Annotated in this window: 15 protein-coding genes; 6 read left to right on the top strand and 9 right to left on the bottom strand. The window is 68.4% G+C overall.

Annotated features, from left to right (window positions below):
* Nucleotides 1–148 precede the first annotated feature (148 nt).
* Nucleotides 149–460: a hypothetical protein gene (locus tag BJ970_RS05020; RefSeq protein WP_184724308.1), complete on the bottom strand. Its 312-nt coding sequence runs from the start codon at nt 458–460 to the stop codon at nt 149–151.
* Nucleotides 457–1,338 (bottom strand): mycothiol conjugate amidase Mca, encoded by an 882-nt coding sequence (gene mca, locus BJ970_RS05025; RefSeq protein WP_184724311.1) that lies wholly within the window; start codon nt 1,336–1,338, stop codon nt 457–459. The genes BJ970_RS05020 and mca overlap by 4 nt, the downstream gene beginning before the upstream one ends.
* Before the next feature lie 90 nt (nt 1,339–1,428).
* On the opposite strand from mca, the gene BJ970_RS05030 reads away from it, so the two are divergent.
* Nucleotides 1,429–1,974, top strand: a complete 546-nt coding sequence (locus BJ970_RS05030; protein WP_246470715.1) for a DUF4307 domain-containing protein — start codon at nt 1,429–1,431, stop codon at nt 1,972–1,974.
* Nucleotides 1,975–2,166: 192 nt separating this feature from the next.
* Complete coding sequence (greA, locus tag BJ970_RS05035; protein ID WP_184724314.1) at nt 2,167–2,655, top strand: transcription elongation factor GreA; 489 nt, start codon at nt 2,167–2,169, stop codon at nt 2,653–2,655.
* A 99-nt stretch (nt 2,656–2,754) separates the two neighbouring features.
* Here the strand turns inward: greA and BJ970_RS05040 are convergent, their stop codons facing one another.
* Nucleotides 2,755–3,255, bottom strand: coding sequence for an Lrp/AsnC family transcriptional regulator (locus BJ970_RS05040; RefSeq protein ID WP_184724317.1), 501 nt, complete (start codon nt 3,253–3,255; stop codon nt 2,755–2,757).
* Between the two features lie 153 nt (nt 3,256–3,408).
* On the opposite strand from BJ970_RS05040, the gene hppD reads away from it, so the two are divergent.
* Nucleotides 3,409–4,617 carry a 4-hydroxyphenylpyruvate dioxygenase gene (gene hppD / locus BJ970_RS05045; protein ID WP_184724320.1) on the top strand — a complete coding sequence of 403 codons (1,209 nt, stop codon included), beginning with the start codon at nt 3,409–3,411 and terminating at the stop codon, nt 4,615–4,617.
* Nucleotides 4,618–4,666: 49 nt separating this feature from the next.
* Here the strand turns inward: hppD and ilvA are convergent, their stop codons facing one another.
* Nucleotides 4,667–5,878 (bottom strand): threonine ammonia-lyase, encoded by a 1,212-nt coding sequence (ilvA, locus tag BJ970_RS05050; protein ID WP_184724322.1) that lies wholly within the window; start codon nt 5,876–5,878, stop codon nt 4,667–4,669.
* A 261-nt stretch (nt 5,879–6,139) separates the two neighbouring features.
* On the opposite strand from ilvA, the gene BJ970_RS05055 reads away from it, so the two are divergent.
* Nucleotides 6,140–6,391 (top strand): hypothetical protein, encoded by a 252-nt coding sequence (locus BJ970_RS05055; protein ID WP_246470716.1) that lies wholly within the window; start codon nt 6,140–6,142, stop codon nt 6,389–6,391.
* Nucleotides 6,392–6,500: 109 nt separating this feature from the next.
* Here the strand turns inward: BJ970_RS05055 and BJ970_RS05060 are convergent, their stop codons facing one another.
* The 3 genes from BJ970_RS05060 to BJ970_RS05070 form a co-directional block, all read right to left on the bottom strand.
* Entirely contained in the window at nt 6,501–7,640 is a 1,140-nt protein-coding gene (locus BJ970_RS05060; RefSeq protein ID WP_184724324.1) for a cystathionine gamma-synthase, read from the bottom strand.
* A 108-nt stretch (nt 7,641–7,748) separates the two neighbouring features.
* Nucleotides 7,749–8,876 carry a hypothetical protein gene (locus BJ970_RS05065; protein ID WP_184724326.1) on the bottom strand — a complete coding sequence of 376 codons (1,128 nt, stop codon included), beginning with the start codon at nt 8,874–8,876 and terminating at the stop codon, nt 7,749–7,751.
* A gap of 101 nt (nt 8,877–8,977) precedes the next feature.
* Nucleotides 8,978–10,345 carry a cystathionine beta-synthase gene (locus tag BJ970_RS05070; RefSeq protein WP_184728887.1) on the bottom strand — a complete coding sequence of 456 codons (1,368 nt, stop codon included), beginning with the start codon at nt 10,343–10,345 and terminating at the stop codon, nt 8,978–8,980.
* Between the two features lie 255 nt (nt 10,346–10,600).
* On the opposite strand from BJ970_RS05070, the gene BJ970_RS05075 reads away from it, so the two are divergent.
* Nucleotides 10,601–11,527 (top strand): SGNH/GDSL hydrolase family protein, encoded by a 927-nt coding sequence (locus BJ970_RS05075; protein WP_184724327.1) that lies wholly within the window; start codon nt 10,601–10,603, stop codon nt 11,525–11,527.
* A gap of 187 nt (nt 11,528–11,714) precedes the next feature.
* A complete protein-coding gene (locus BJ970_RS05080; protein ID WP_184724329.1) occupies nt 11,715–12,935 on the top strand; it encodes an acetyl-CoA C-acetyltransferase in 1,221 nt (406 codons plus the stop codon).
* Nucleotides 12,936–13,132: 197 nt separating this feature from the next.
* On the opposite strand, the gene BJ970_RS05085 is transcribed toward BJ970_RS05080, so the two are convergent.
* Both BJ970_RS05085 and yidC read right to left on the bottom strand, forming a co-directional pair.
* Complete coding sequence (locus BJ970_RS05085; RefSeq protein ID WP_184724331.1) at nt 13,133–13,921, bottom strand: Bax inhibitor-1/YccA family protein; 789 nt, start codon at nt 13,919–13,921, stop codon at nt 13,133–13,135.
* Nucleotides 13,922–14,376: 455 nt separating this feature from the next.
* Nucleotides 14,377–15,429, bottom strand: coding sequence for a membrane protein insertase YidC (gene yidC / locus BJ970_RS05090; protein ID WP_184724334.1), 1,053 nt, complete (start codon nt 15,427–15,429; stop codon nt 14,377–14,379).
* Between the last annotated feature and the right edge of the window lie 163 nt (nt 15,430–15,592).

Consider the following 15,592-nt stretch of genomic DNA (forward strand, 5'->3'; position numbering starts at 1 on the left):
CGGCGCCACCAGCGGTTCGAAAAGCGGTGCCTGCGCGTCGCCCGGCTCCCGCGCCCACTGGATCCCTGACTCGCGAGCGACCGATGTCCCCAGAAAACAGAGCGGGGTCACCCCGGCACACCAGGTGACCCCGCTCGCCGCGCCCCCGTTAGGGGGCTTCGTCTTTGTCCGGCTTCGCCTCGCTCTGCTCGGCTTCGGCCTCGTCGCCCGCGGTGGCCTCGGCTCGCTTCGCCCGCGCCGGGGCCGCTGCCGCGGCCTTCTGCTCGTCGAAGACCACCGGGACCTTCTTCAGGTGCTTGGTCATCGACCGGATCAGGAACACCACCGCAATCGCGAACAAGATCAGCAGCACCAGGCCGACCGGGGAGGACTTGCCGAAGTCCTCGCCTTGGCCGCCCGGATCGTTCGGCGGAGGCGGTGCCTGCGCCAGCGCGTAGGCGACCGTTTCCAGTGCACTCATGCGCACACCTTCTCCTGCACGCCGGAGAACAAGTCGTCCTCCGGCAACGTGGTGTCGACCAGGGAGCGCACCAGCTCGTAGTCCTCGGTCGGCCACAGCTCGCGCTGGATGTCGAGCGGGACCGCGAACCAGCGGCTGGTCGGGTCGATCTGGGTCGCGTGGGCGCGCAACGCGTCGTCGCGCTGCTCGAAGTATCCACCGCACTCGACCCGCGTGGTAACCCGCTCGTCCGGATCCGGCCGGGTCGAGTCCCACTTGGCCAGCCACTCGCCGTACGGCGAGTCCATGTCGTTGGCCAGCAGCGCCTCGTGGAACAGTTGCATGCGCTTGCGGGAGAAGCCGTGCGAGTAGTAGAGCTTTAACGGCTGCCACGGCTCGCCCGCGTCGTGGAACAGGTCGGGGTCGCCGGCCGCGTCGAAGGCCGCCACCGAGACCTCGTGGCACCGGATGTGGTCCGGATGCGGGTAGCCGCCGTTCTCGTCGTAGGTGATCACCACGTGCGGGCGGAACTCTCGCATCACCTTGACCAGTTCACGCGTCGAGACCTCGATCGGCACGGTGGCGAAGACGTCCTCCGGCAGCGGCGGGGGCGGGTCGCCCTCCGGCAGCCCGGAGTCGACGAAGCCCAGCCAGCGGTGCTGAACACCGAGGATCTTCGCGGCCTCGGCCATCTCGGCGCGGCGGACCTCGGTCAGGTTCTCGATCACCTCCGGCCGGTCCATGGCCGGGTTGAGGATGCTGCCCGCCTCCCCACCGGTACAGGTGACCACCATCACTTCGTGTCCCTCGGCCACGTAACGCGCGGTCGTCGCGGCTCCCTTGCTGGACTCGTCATCCGGGTGCGCATGCACCGTCATCAGCCGCAACTTGTCCGCCATCGCTCCGTAGTCCCCTCCCGCTTCGCAGCATCTTTCCTGAGCACGGCCCCGCTGACGGGCCGCTGCACACCCCAGGGATACTTAACGTGGATGTCGGGTCTCATTGTTCCCCGTGGGTCCGACGTTCTCGGCGCCAGCCCCCGCATCACCCGTTTGCGGGCGGCGGCGGAGACCGATGTCGAAAGGCTACCCAGGCCGGTGACGAACCAGCAGATCCCGCAAGACCGGTACGGATCGCGTGCCCGCACGCGTCCGCGCCCGGTTCTGCGCTGGCTGCTGACCGGCATCGTGCTGGTCGCTCTGGTGGGCGTGGCGATCGTGGGCTACCGCAATCTCGGCAGCGCACCGATCCAGGGCAAACAGGTCGCCTTCGACGTGCTCGACGACCACTCGGTGCGGATCGTCCTCGAAGTCCAGCGCGACGATCCCCGGCGGCCCGCCGACTGCGTGGTGCGGGCCCGCGCCGAATCCGGCGAAGAAGTCGGACGCAAAGAAGTTCTGATCCGGCCTGCGGACGGCACCGCCACGCAAGACACTGTGTTACGAACCTCTACCCGAGCAACCATCGGGGAGGTGTACGGCTGCACTTACAACGTTCCTGAATATTTGTCCACTCACCCGCGGCCAACTGGGTGAACACAGCCGTACCACACCGGGTGCTGGGAAAATCCGGGCCCTGGGTGTGGTGATTCATGCTATCGTCGATTTCAGCACGGCCCCGCGCGGGCCGTGTTTTTCCATTACTTGGCTTTGGCCGAGGAATCAAGGTGCGGAATTGCAATTGGCCCGTGGGCAAGCGCGGGCCGCAGTCGACGAGGAGTGGTGACCGTGAGCGAGACCCAGGTGACCTGGCTGACCCAGGATGCTTACGACCGGCTCAAGGGTGAGCTGGACGAGCTCGTGGCCAACCGCCCGGCGATCGCCGCGAAGATCAACGAAGCCCGCGAGGAAGGCGACCTGCGGGAGAACGGCGGTTACCACGCGGCTCGTGAGGAGCAGGGCCAGATCGAGTCCCGGATCCGCCAGCTCCAGGAGTTGCTGCGCACCGCCAAGGTCGGCGACGTGCCCACCGAGTCGGGCATCGCCAAGCCGGGTTCGGTGTTGACCGTCCGCTACGACGGCGAGGACGAGACCGAGAAGTTCCTGCTGGCTACGCGGGAAGAGGGCGCGCACGGCGACCTGGAGGTCTACTCCCCGAACTCCCCGCTGGGCAAGGCCCTGCTGGACGCCAAGGAAGGCGAGACCAGGGAGTACGAGCTGCCCAACGGCGGCACGATGACGGTGACGCTGGTCAAGGCCGAGCCGTTCGCCGGCTGACCCCGGCCCGATTCTTGCCGCGGGCGTCCCCGAGCGGGGACGCCCGCGGTTCTTTTTGCCGCCACCCAGACCCCTGGGTACGCGTTCGCCCATACCGGATCAGGGTTCGTGCCCGTCGGCCGTTGCAGCCAAGCGTTCCAGCAGCGGACGAACCCGCGGCGCCACCGGCGTGGAAAGGGCGATCGAGGTCGACGTGCGCCGCACCCCGGGCACCCCGACGACCTCATCGATGACCCGTTGCAGATCGGCGTTGGAGCGGGCGACCATCCGCACGAACAGGTCCCCCTGACCGGTCGTCGCGTGCACCTCGCACACCTCATCGATGGCCGCGAGCCGCTCGGCCACCAGCGCCCGGCGCCCCTGCGCGATCTCCAGTACCCCGAAGGCGGTCAGGCCATAGCCCATCGCCGCCAGGTCCAGCTCCGGCGGGAAACCCAACAGGATGCCGCGCTGCGCCAACCGGTCCATCCGCGCCTGCACGGTGCCGCGCGCCACGCCAAGCCGCCGCGAGCATTCCAGCACCCCGAGCCGGGGCTCGTCGGACAGCAACAGCAGCAGGCGCGCGTCCAACGCGTCCAGACCTTCGGCGTTGGGAGCCATGTCACGCCTCCGTTCAGATTGACCAATCCAACCAGGGTTTCGGATCAAATACTGGTCAGTTTGTGCAGCGAAATCAACGACTGTTGCTCAGGGTGATCTGCCGAGCGCACGCTGAGGCTCAGCACCGCTTCGGCGAACTCGGGGGAGGGCATCGTGACCGGAACCATCAACCACGGCAGCCGCACCGGCCAGCTCGACGAGGTCACGTTCGACCAGCTGCGCCGCCTCGTGGGCCTCGTCGAACACGACGACTCGAAGGACCCGTTCCCGGTCAAGGCGCTCGACGCGGTGGTGTTCGTCGTCGGCAACGCCACCCAGAGCGCGCTGTTCTACCAGGTCGCGTTCGGTATGGAGCTGATCGCCTACTCCGGCCCCGAGCACGGCAACCGCGACCACAAGGCATTCGTGCTCAAGTCCGGGTCCGCGCGGTTCGTCATCAAGGGGGCGGTCGACCCGGAAAGCCCGCTCTCGGACCACCACCGCCGGCACGGCGACGGGGTGGTCGACCTGGCGCTGGAAGTCCTCGACGTCGACAAGTGCGTCGAACACGCCCGCGACCAAGGCGCCACGGTGCTTGAGGAGCCGCACGACGTTTCCGACGAGCACGGCACGATCCGGACGGCGGCCATCGCCACCTACGGCGAAACCCGGCACACGCTGCTCGACCGCACTCGCTACACCGGCCCCTACCTGCCCGGCTACGTCGCGCAGCAGGGCAGCTACGTCAAGCCGGCCGACGCACCCAAGCGGCTGTTCCAGGCCGTGGACCACTGCGTGGGCAACGTTGAGCTCGGCCAGATGGACCGCTGGGTCGAGTTCTACAACCGTGTCATGGGTTTTGTGAACATGGCCGAGTTCGTCGGCGACGACATCGCCACCGACTACTCCGCGCTGATGAGCAAGGTGGTGGCCAACGGCAACCACCGGGTCAAGTTCCCGCTCAACGAACCGGCCGTCGGCAAGCGGAGGTCGCAGATCGACGAGTACCTGGAGTTCTACCGCGGCTCCGGCTGCCAGCACATCGCGCTGGCCACCGGCGACATCATCAAGACCGTCACCGCGATGCGGGCCGCCGGGGTGGAGTTCCTGAAAACGCCGGACGCGTACTACGACGACCCGCAGCTGCGTGCCCGGATCGGCGAGGTGCGAGTGCCGATCGAAACGCTGAAGGCGCACGGCATCCTGGTCGACCGCGACGAGGACGGGTATCTGCTGCAGATCTTCACCAAACCGATCGGTGACCGGCCGACGGTGTTCTACGAGCTGATCGAGCGGCACGGTTCGCTGGGCTTCGGCAAGGGCAACTTCAAGGCGCTCTTCGAGGCGATCGAACGCGAGCAGGAGCTGCGCGGCAACCTGTGAGGTGATCGGGCACCGTGCTTGCGATGGCCCCGGGGCACCCGCCGGCGGTTCAGCGCTTGGCGATCAGCGTGTAGCCGGCGGATTCGAGCTCGCGGACGACGTACTCGCGGTGTTCCGGGCCCCGGGTTTCCAGCGAGATCTCGACGTCGACCTCGCCGAGGGCGAGGGCACCGGAGATCCGGGAGTGCTCGATATCGAGCACGTTCGCGGTCAGCCGGCCCAGCTTCGCCAGCAGCTCCGCCAGCGAGCCGGGCCGATCCGGCAGCCGCACCCGCAGCGAAAGGTAGCGGCCCGCCGAAGTCATGCCGTGCCGGATCAGCTGGAGCAGCAGCACGGGATCGATGTTGCCGCCGGAAAGCACCGCCACCGTCGGCGATGTGACCTGCTCCGGATGCTCCAGCAGCGCCGCGACCGAGGCGACCCCGGCGGGCTCCGCGACGAGCTTCGCCCGTTCCAGACACAGCAGCAGGGCTCGGGACAGGGCCTCGTCGCTGACCGTCAACACCTCGTCGACCAGCTCCGCCACGTGCGCGAACGTGATCGGACCGGGCTCGCCGACCGCGATCCCGTCGGCCATCGTCTGCGTTTCGGACAGCCGCACCGGTTTGCCCGCCGCCAGCGAAACCGGCCACGCCGCGGCCCGCTCGGCTTGCACCGCGATCACCTTGATCTGCGGGTGCTCGGCCTTGACCGCCGCGGCGATGCCGGCGACCAGCCCGCCGCCGCCGGTGGGCACCACGATGCTGCGGACTTCGGGCAGCTGCGCCAGGATCTCCCGCCCCACGGTTCCCTGACCAGCGATGATGTCGGGATGGTCGTAGGGGTGGATGAACTCCGCTCGGGTCTGCCGGGCGTAGTCCCGCGCCGCGACGAGCGTTGCCTCCAGCTCCGCGCCGTGCAGCCGGACGTCTGCGCCGTATGCCTTGGTGGCCGCGATCTTCGGCAGCGGAACGCGCTCGGGCATGAACACCGTGGCGTGGATGCCCAGCAGCGACGCGGCGAGCGCGACCCCTTGCCCGTGGTTCCCGGCGCTCGCTGCGACCACACCGGCGGCGCGCTGCGATTCGTCCAACCCCAGCAACCGCACGTAGGCGCCGCGGAGCTTGAACGAGCCGGTGCGCTGGAGGTTTTCGCACTTGAGAAAGACTTCGCCGCCGCAGTACTCACCGAGCACCCGCGAGTGCTCGATGGGGGTGCGCCGTGCGATCCCGGCGAGACTTTCACCGGCGACCCGGATTCGGTCCAGATCGACCAGCCGCATGTGCCAATCGTGCCACCGCGGATCGCGGGCTACTCGGGCCGCACCTTCGGTACTCTCTTGGGAGCGGCCGGTTACCCGCAGCCGGACGGCACCGCGAGGAATGCCCGGCGAGTGAGCCCTGCCGAACGGGGCTAGGCGCGGGCAGGCTGTCGCGGAGGGGGAATGCGCGGCCATCGATCCGTCGTGAAGACCCACCTTGCTGTCGAACCGGGTTCGCGCCCGCCGTCCGCCGTTGGTGCCGGGCCACACACGGGAGGAAGCATGACGCGGCTGACCCCTATGAACAGCGCGTTCCCGCTGGTCACGGGCATTGTCACGGCTACGGCGCTGTCCGGTGCGGCGGTGCTCGCGGTCCTGCAGTCGGGCTGTGACGAGCCGGGCTCCTACCATTCGCACGACGGCGTCGTGGAACTGATCGGCGGTTGCCTGCAGCCCGGCGACCTCCCGGTCAGCCCCCGGCACCCCACCGAGAGCCGACCGCTCGGCAGCAGCGACCCCTCCCTCGAACGCTGATAGCCCGTCGAACGGCTGAAAGTCCCCACCCGATGGTGAAGCCGGTTTTTGCTCCGAAGCGGGGCCGTGCGTCCCTTGGGTGGCTGGCTACACGGCCCCGCCACTGGCTTCAGCCGAGGGCGGTGAGGATGTCCTCAACGAGGTCGTCGGCGTCTTCGATGCCCACGGACAGCCGCACCAGGTCTTCCGGGACCTGCAGCATCGAGCCCGCGGTGCTCGCGTGCGTCATCCGGCCCGGGTGCTCGATCAACGACTCCACGCCGCCCAGCGATTCGGCCAGGGTGAACAGCCGGGTCCGCGCGCAGACATCGAGCGCCGCCGACTCGCCGTCGACGTGGGTGAAGGAGATCATCCCGCCGAAGTGGCGCATCTGCTTCGCCGCCACCTCGTGGCCGGGGTGCTGCGCCAGGCCCGGGTAGAACACCTTCGCCACCTTGGGGTGGCCGACCAGTGCGGCGACGATCCGCTCGGCGTTGGCGCTGTGCCGTTCCATCCGGACGGCGAGGGTCTTGATGCCGCGCAGCGTCAGGAAGGCGTCGAACGGCCCGGGCACCGCGCCCGCTCCGTTCTGCAGGAACGCGACCTGCTCGGCCAGTTCGTCGTCGGAGGTGACCACGACGCCGCCCACCACGTCGGAGTGCCCGCCCAGGTACTTGGTGGTCGAGTGCACCACGACGTTCGCGCCGAGTTCCAGCGGCTGTTGCAGGTATGGCGAGGCGAAGGTGTTGTCCACGACCAGCTTCGTGCCCGCGTCGCGGGAAACCTGCGCCAGGGCGGCGATGTCACCGATGTTGAGCAGCGGATTGGTGGGCGTCTCGACCCAGATCAGCTTGGTGTTCGGCTGGATCGCCGCCCGCATTGCGTCCACATTGGACACTGGGGCGGGGGTGTACTCGATTCCCCAGCCGGTAAGCACCTTGTCCACCAGCCGGAACGTGCCGCCGTAGGCGTCGTCCGGAATGACCAGGTGGTCGCCGGGCCGCAGGGTGGCGCGCAGCACCGCGTCGGTGGCCGCCATGCCGGACGCGAACGCGCGCCCATGCCGACCGCCTTCCAGCGCGGCCAGACATTCCTCCAGCGCGGTGCGGGTCGGGTTGCCGGTGCGGGAGTACTCGTAACCGGCGCGCATGCCGCCCACCCCGTCCTGGGCGTAGGTCGACGTGGCGTGGATGGGCACGATCACCGAACCGGTCGTCGGGTCTGCCTCCTGGCCCGCATGAATGGCGCGGGTGGCGAAGCCGTCACTCATGTGGAGCAGAGTACGTCCCACGCCTAACGGCGGCGTACTGCGCTCCCCCGGGCGGCGATTTCAAGGGAAATCAGCACGTCGATTTCCCTTGAAATCGCTACACCACCATCACCACTGGGGCGGCTGCTGCCCGCTGGGGGGTGGGAAGCCACCGGGCTGCTGGCCCGGCTGGCCGTACTGCTGCGGCTGGCCGAATTGCTGCGGCTGGCCCGGCTGGCCGAACTGCTGCTGACCCGGTTGCCCGAATTGCTGCGGCTGGCCCGGCTGACCGAACTGCGGCTGGCCCGGCTGGCCGAACTGCTGCTGGCCCGGCTGGCCGAACTGCTGCGGCTGGCCTGGCTGCCCGAACTGCTGCGGCTGGCCGTAGCTACCGGCCGCAGCCGGAGCCGGAGTACCGGAACCGGCGGCCCACTGCCGCGTACCCGGCAGGAAGGCCAGCACAGCGAGCGCGATGCCGAACACGAGCCCGACAATGGCGGAGGCATTCGGGTACATGATCACGCTGATGATGCCGGACAAGGTGGAAACGGCGGCGGCACCGCCGACCAGGAGCGGTCCGATCGGCTTGCGCTTCAGCAGGAGGATTCCGCCGACAATCCACGCGATGGCGCACAAGAAGCCGACGATGACCAGCGTGTACAGCAAGCCCATCGACACCTTGAGATGGACCCCGTACTGCGCAGCCTTACTGGAGGCAACGGCCAAGCCGACAATGCCGAGGATCCCGAAGATCACGTTCAGGCCGCCGAGGACGATGGCGACGATCGCGGTCGTCTTCGCCAGCGGGGCGTTGCCCTGGCCCTGCTGCGCGGGCTGGCCGTAGGCGGCCTGCGGCGGCTGGGCGCCGAAGCCGCCCTGAGCCTGCGGTGCCGGAAAGCCGCCGCTGGGCGTGCCCGACTGCTGCGGCTGGGCCGGGAAGCCGCCCGGCTGGCTCTGGGTGCCGGGCTGCTGGTACATCGGCTGCGGGGGCTGCATCGACGGCGGCACCATCGCGGTAGCCTCGGCACCGCTGCCCTGGTCGGCCAGGCCGGGCTGCTGGTACATCGGCTGCGGCGGCTGCATCGACGGCGGCACGACCTGCGTCGAGTCGGACGGCGGCTGCTGGCCCTGCGACTGCACAGGTCGGACGACCTGGGTCGCGTCGCTGCCGGCCTGGTTGGGGTCCTGCGGGTCCATCCGGTTCGAGATGGGGTCCGAACCCTGCTGACCGCCGTCCGGCGGCTGCGGAGAGCTCATCGGGTTGTCCTACTCCCTCGAGGCGTAATGCAAAGTCCTAGGCATGCGTCCACACACGCTATCTGATCAACCAGCGGCGTAGTGCGGTTAGTAACAAGTCGTCATCGACCAGCGATGAATCCGAGCACATCCTGACGGGTCACGACGCCGGCGGGCTTGCCGTCGATCAACACCATGGCCCCGTCGGCACCGGCCAGCGCGGTCATCGCGGCGCTGACCTCCTCGCCCGCGCCGATAGTCGGCAGCGTCGGCGACATGTGCAGCTCCACCCGGTCCGCGAGGTTCGCGCGGCCCGCGAACAACGCGTCGAGCAGGTCGCGCTCGTTGACCGCGCCCACCACCTCGGCGGCCATGATCGGCGGCTCCGCGCTGACCACCGGCATCTGCGACACACCGAACTCGCGCAAGATCGCCACCGCGTCGGCGACGGTCTCGGTCGGGTGCACGTGGACCAGGTCCGGGATGGTGCCGTCCTTGCGGCGCAGCACGTCGCCGACCGACCCTCCACTGTGGTCCGGTGAGAGGAACCCGTAGGAGGCCATCCAGGAGTCGTTGAAGACCTTGGTCAGGTAGCCGCGACCGCCATCCGGCAGCAGCACGACGATCACGTCGTCCGGGCTGGCCTGCTCGGCGATCTTCAACGCCGCCGCGACCGCCATGCCGCAGGAGCCGCCGACCAGCAGCGCCTCCTCGCGAGCCAGCCGCCGGGTCATCTCGAACGAGTCGGCGTCGGAGACCGGCACGATCTCGTCGCAGATGTTCCGGTCGTAGGTGGTCGGCCAGAAGTCCTCGCCGACGCCCTCCACGAGGTAGGGCCGCCCGTTGCCGCCGGAGTACACCGAGCCCTCCGGGTCGGCGCCGATCACCCGCACCCGCCCGTCGGAGACCTTCTTGAGGTACTCGCCGGTGCCGGAAATGGTGCCGCCGGTGCCGATGCCGGCCACGAAATGCGTCACCTTGCCGCCGGTCTGCTTCCAGATTTCGGGGCCGGTGGAGTGCACGTGGGATTCCGGGTTGGCCGGGTTGGCGTACTGGTTCGGCTTCCAGGCGCCCTCGATCTCCTGGACCAGGCGGTCGGAGACGTTGTAGTACGAATCCGGGTGTTCCGGCGGCACGGCCGTCGGGCACACCACGACCTCCGCGCCGTACGCCTTGAGGACGTTGCGCTTGTCCTCGCTGACCTTGTCCGGGCAGACGAACACGCAGCGGTATCCCTTGCGCTGGGCGACCATCGCCAGCCCCACCCCGGTGTTGCCGGAGGTGGGCTCCACGATGGTGCCGCCCGGGCGCAGCTCGCCGGACTCCTCGGCGGCCTCGATCATGCGCAGCGCGATGCGGTCCTTCACGCTGCCGCCGGGATTCAGGTACTCGACCTTGGCCAGCACCGGAGTTCGTCCGGTGGCCACCGCGTTCAGCCGCACCAGCGGGGTGTTGCCCACCAGTTCGGTGACGTGCTCGACGTAGTCCACGTCCGGTCCTCGATCCTTCGTCACTGCTACTCGCCAGATGTGTGACGCCGAGCCTAATCTGCTGGTCACTGGCTAACCCAAGGGACCTGCGGCACGACATAGGGGCAGGGAACGAAATCGGTCCGTGCCGCGTCTTGCTTTGTGACGGGGGGCGATTGCGGACCGTGGGCTAGGTGGGTGACCATTTCCCTCCCCGTTGATGCGGCCCGCTGCTGCGTCCGCCATCGGGGCACGGGACGGGTGAGGGAGGGCCGAATGATCGCGGCAAGGGCACTTCGGCTCGCACTGCTGGCGGCGGGTACCGCCGGCGGACTCTCCGGCGCGGCGTACGGGTTGCTCAACGGGCAGTCCCGGTACGCCCGGTGGGTAATCGGACCACCGGCCAACGACCCGTTGCGCGCCGACGGCATCCACCTGCCCAGTGGCATCGGACCGGTGCTGCGCCGGGAACTGGTCGACGACGTCGAACCGCTGGAGTTCGCCGTGCTCGGCGACTCCGCCGCGGCGGGACTCGGCGTCGACTTACCGGCCGAACTGCCCGGGGTGCGGTTGGCCCGCGGTCTCGCCGAGGAGCTCGACCGGCCGGTCGAGCTGACCACGCACGCGATCGTCGGCACCACGTCGCAGGAGTTAGCCGCGCAGGTAGACGCCGCGCTGGTCCGACCGCCGGAGCTGGTGCTGATCATCATCGGGGCCAACGACGTCACCTCGATGCTGCCCGTGTCGGCCTGCGCCGACCTGCTCGGCCAAGCGGTGCGGCGGCTGGTCGAGGCGGGGGTCACGGTGGTCGTCGGAACCTGCCCCGATCTGGGGGCGATCCGGCCGATCCCGCAGCCGTTGCGTTCCATCGCGCGGCATTGGAGCCTCGCGCTCGGCCGGGCGCAACGGCGTGTGGTCGACGCGGCCGGCGGGCGCGCGTTGCCGCTGGCGGACCTGTTGTCACCGGAGTTCCTGGCGCGACCGGGCGAGTTCTTCAGCCCGGACCGGTACCACCCGTCGGCGGCGGGCTATGAGGCGGCGACGACGATCCTGCTACCGGCGATGTGCGCGGCCATCGGTGAATGGGAGGGCGGCCCGCTGCCGCCGGCCCCGATCCGGTCGGAGGCGGCCGAGGCCCGCCGCCCGACCAGCCGGATCGTGGCGCGCCTGAACCGGCGCCTCCACCGCCGCGCCGACTCCTGAATCCCCACGAAACCGACATACTAACCGGTCGGTTTCCTCTTGTACCATGACCGCCATCACCGCCAAGATGAGGGCACCGGCTTTAAAGTGACCAATCAGTAGGCCATGTCGTCCTGAGCGGTCGTGGGTGGCGAAGCGGTTGGAAACCCGGTTCGTGCGCACGACTCGCGAACAAAGGAGTTCCTCCATGCCCGAAGCAGTCATCGTCGCCACCGCACGATCCCCCATCGGCCGAGCAGGCAAGGGGTCGCTCAAGGACCTCCGGCCGGACGATCTCGCCGCGCGGATCGTCCGCGCCGCGCTGGACAAGGTGCCCGAGCTGGACCCCTCCGAGATCGACGACCTGATGCTGGGTTGCGGCCTGCCCGGCGGCGAGCAGGGGTACAACATGGCACGGGTGGTCGCCGTGCTGCTCGGCTATGACCGGCTGCCCGGCACCACCGTCACCCGCTACTGCTCGTCGAGCCTGCAGACCACCCGGATGGCCATGCACGCGATCAAGGCCGGCGAGGGCGACGTGTTCATCAGCGCCGGGGTGGAGATGGTCTCCCGGTTCGCCAAGGGCAACTCCGACTCGCTAGACGACACGATGAACCCCCTGTTCGCCGACGCCCAGGCACGCACCGAGCAGACCGCCGAGCAAGGCGCGGACACCTGGACCGACCCGCGCACGCTGGACCTGATTCCGGACGTCTACATCCCGATGGGGCAGACGGCCGAGAACCTCGCCAGGCTCAAGGGCATCAGCCGCGACGAGATGGACGACTTCGGCGTCCGCTCGCAGAACCTGGCCGAGAAGGCGATCGCCAACGGTTTCTGGAGCCGGGAGATCATCCCGGTCACCACCCCGGACGGCGAGGTCGTCGATGCCGACGACGGGCCGCGGCCGGGCGTGACCAAGGAAGGCGTGGCCGGGCTCAAACCGGTGTTCCGCCCGGACGGCCGGATCACCGCGGGCAACTGCTGCCCGCTCAACGACGGCGCTGCCGCCGTGGTGATCATGAGCGACACGAAGGCCAAGCAGCTCGGCCTCACCCCGCTGGCGCGGATCGTGTCGACCGGCGTTTCGGGACTGTCGCCGGAGATCATGGGACTCGGGCCGGTGGACGCCTCCCAGCAGGCGCTCAAGCGGGCCGGGCTGAGTATCGGCGATATCGACCTGGTGGAGATCAACGAGGCGTTCGCCGCCCAGGTGATCCCGTCCTACCAGGACCTGGGCATCCCACTGGAGAAGCTGAACGTCAACGGCGGCGCCATCGCGGTGGGGCACCCGTTCGGCATGACCGGCGCGCGGATCACCACGACGCTGATCAACTCCCTGCAGTGGCACGACAAGCAGTTCGGCCTGGAGACGATGTGCGTCGGCGGCGGCCAAGGCATGGCAATGGTCCTGGAACGCCTCAGCTGACCCTGAACCCGGTGACGGGGGCACCTGTGCCGACCGGAATACCTGGTCACAGGCGCCCTTCGCCGCAGGAAGCTCACTCGCTAACCAAACCGAACGGGGTGCCGCCGTCCGACGTGGACGACGACACCCCGTTCGCACGCTTTACTCGCGGACACGAACCGGCACCGATTCGCCAAGCGAGTGCGGAGACCGCCCGGTCAGTCGCTGCTCTGGAAGTAGGAGAGCAGGCGGAGGATCTCCAGGTACAGCCAGACCAGCGTGGTCATCAAACCGAAGGCGATGTACCAGGCGAACTTGGCGTCCACCCCGCCCCTGATGGCCTTGTCGGCTGCGTCGAAGTCCAGCAGGAAGCTGAACGCCGCGATCCCGATGCACAGCAGGCTGAACGCGATGGCGAGGCCGCCGCCGTCGCGCAGTCCCAGCCCGCCGGGGGTGAAGAAGCCGGCGATCAGGTTCACCAGCATCAGCACGACGACACCGGCGACCGCGCCAATGATCCACTTGGTCAGCTTCGGTGTGACCCGGATCGCGCCGGTCTTGTAGACCACCAGCATGGCCGCGAACACACCCACGGTGCCCGCGATGGCCTGGATGATGATCCCCGGGGAGAACACGGCGCCGAACACGTAGCTGATTCCGCCGAGGAACACGCCCTCGACCGCCGAGTAGACGATGACCAGTGCCGGGCTGACCTTCTTCTTGAAGATGATGACCAGCGAGATCACCAGGCCGATGATCGCGGCCGGCAGCGCCAGCGCCACGGCCGGCGGCCCGACCAGGTAGGTCAGGGTGCCGGTGATCACCGCCAGGCCGAGCGTGATCGCGGTCTTGGTCACCACGTCATCGATGGTCATTGGACGCGCGGTCTGCGGCGGCGCAGCCGGCGCCTGACCGAAGGGCGAGGTCTGCCCCTGGCCATAGTTGAAGTTCGCGTAACCGCCGGTCGTCGGCAGATTTCGGAACGCGGGGTTGCTCGTTGTGCGCAACTCATCCTCCTGGGCGTGCTTGCGCCGTCACTCGGAACAACGATCGAGGGCATTGACCGGTTCCCGTTTCGGTAAAGCCGACTTTACCGTTCGATCTCGTGTTGCCGCACCGCGGCGGAGAACTACTCGGTATCGATTTCGCGAACGGTAACGATCACACCGCGTCGCCGGACATTGCAGGCGCTTGTGGCCCTGCGCCCGGGACTACCTCGCCGGCTCCGTGCCGCGTGAGCTGTCCGGTAGCGGCAGATAGAAACGAACGATTCGTGCTGCAATGTCCAACGCAGCGTAACCAAAAGGGCTACACGGGAACTCGACGCCCTGCCCGATGCGATTAATCGCGTCCGAAGCTCACGGCCGGGCCCTGGCACCCGGCGCAGGCTCTACGCGCCTCTTGACGTGCGAAAAAGCCGGTGGAGACATTCCCCACCGGCCCTTTTCGGCTGCTTGCCCGGCTAGCGGCGTTTCTTGCCCTTCTTCGCCGCCGCGGCCTGCTTGCCCGGTCTGTTCTTCGGCTGGTTCTTCTTGCCGCCCGGTCGGCCACCACCCGGCCGCTGGCCGTTACTGCTGCTCTTGGTCACCTGCTGGTCGGCGTCGGTCGCCGTCGCGGCGGCCGGCTCCGCGCCCGGTTCATCGCTCTTGGCCTCCGCGCGCACCGGCTTCTGCCCCGGCTTCGGCCGCGGCGCGGACTTCTTGGCCTCGATCTCCTTGGCCTTCTCCCGCTCCTGCTCGTGGTCGATCTTCTTGGTCAGGAAGTGCTGCTGGCCGAGCGTCCAGAAGTTGTTGGCCAGCCAGTACAGCAGCACCGCGATCGGCAGGAACCAGCCGGAGATGATCGCGCCGACCGGCGCGATGTACATCATGAACTTGGCCATCATGGCCGACTGCGGGTTGGCCATCGCGGCGTCGGTCTGCTTCTTGACCGATAGCCGCATGGTGAAGAAGGTGGCCACCGAGGCGGTGAGCATCAGTGGGATGCCGACGATCATCATGGACGTCCGGTCGGTGCCGAACAGCGCAAGCTGGTCCGCGGGCTGGCTGATCCAGTTGGACAGCTTGGCACCGAAGATGTCGGCGTTGATGAACGACTCGACGCCTGCCCGGTCGAAGATGAAGTTGCTCTGCGCGGTCGGCGTGAAGTTCCGCAGGACGTGGAACAGGCTCAGGAACACCGGGATCTGCAGCAGCGCGGGCAGACAGCCGCCGAGCGGGTTCACCCCGTGCTCGGACTGCAGCTTCTGCATTTCCTGCGCCATGCGCTGGCGGTCGTTCTTGTACTTCTCGCGCAGCTTCTGGATCTGCGGCGCGAACTTCGCCATCCGGCGTCCCGCGCGCAGCTGGCTGAGCGCCGGCTTCAGCAGCACCACACGCAACGAGAACACCAGGAAGAACACCGAGAGCGCCCAGGCGAAGCCGTTGTCCGGCCCTAGCACGGTACCGAAGACCTTGTGCCAGAACCACAAGATCGCCGACACCGGGTAGAGGATGAAGGAGAAATAACTTTCCACTCAGCCACTCCTGGTCATGGCCCGGCTATCCGGCGCTACCGGGGCGTACGTGCGCAGCCGTACCCGCGCTGGAATGCAGGAACAGCCATCCCAAGGGTGCCATGCCCAGCCGCAACACGGCCGTCGCCCCCCTGGAATTGTGCCGCGAGGCAGGCCGCCGACG

The organism is Saccharopolyspora phatthalungensis, assembly GCF_014203395.1.
Classification (GTDB): Bacteria; Actinomycetota; Actinomycetes; order Mycobacteriales; family Pseudonocardiaceae; genus Saccharopolyspora; species Saccharopolyspora phatthalungensis.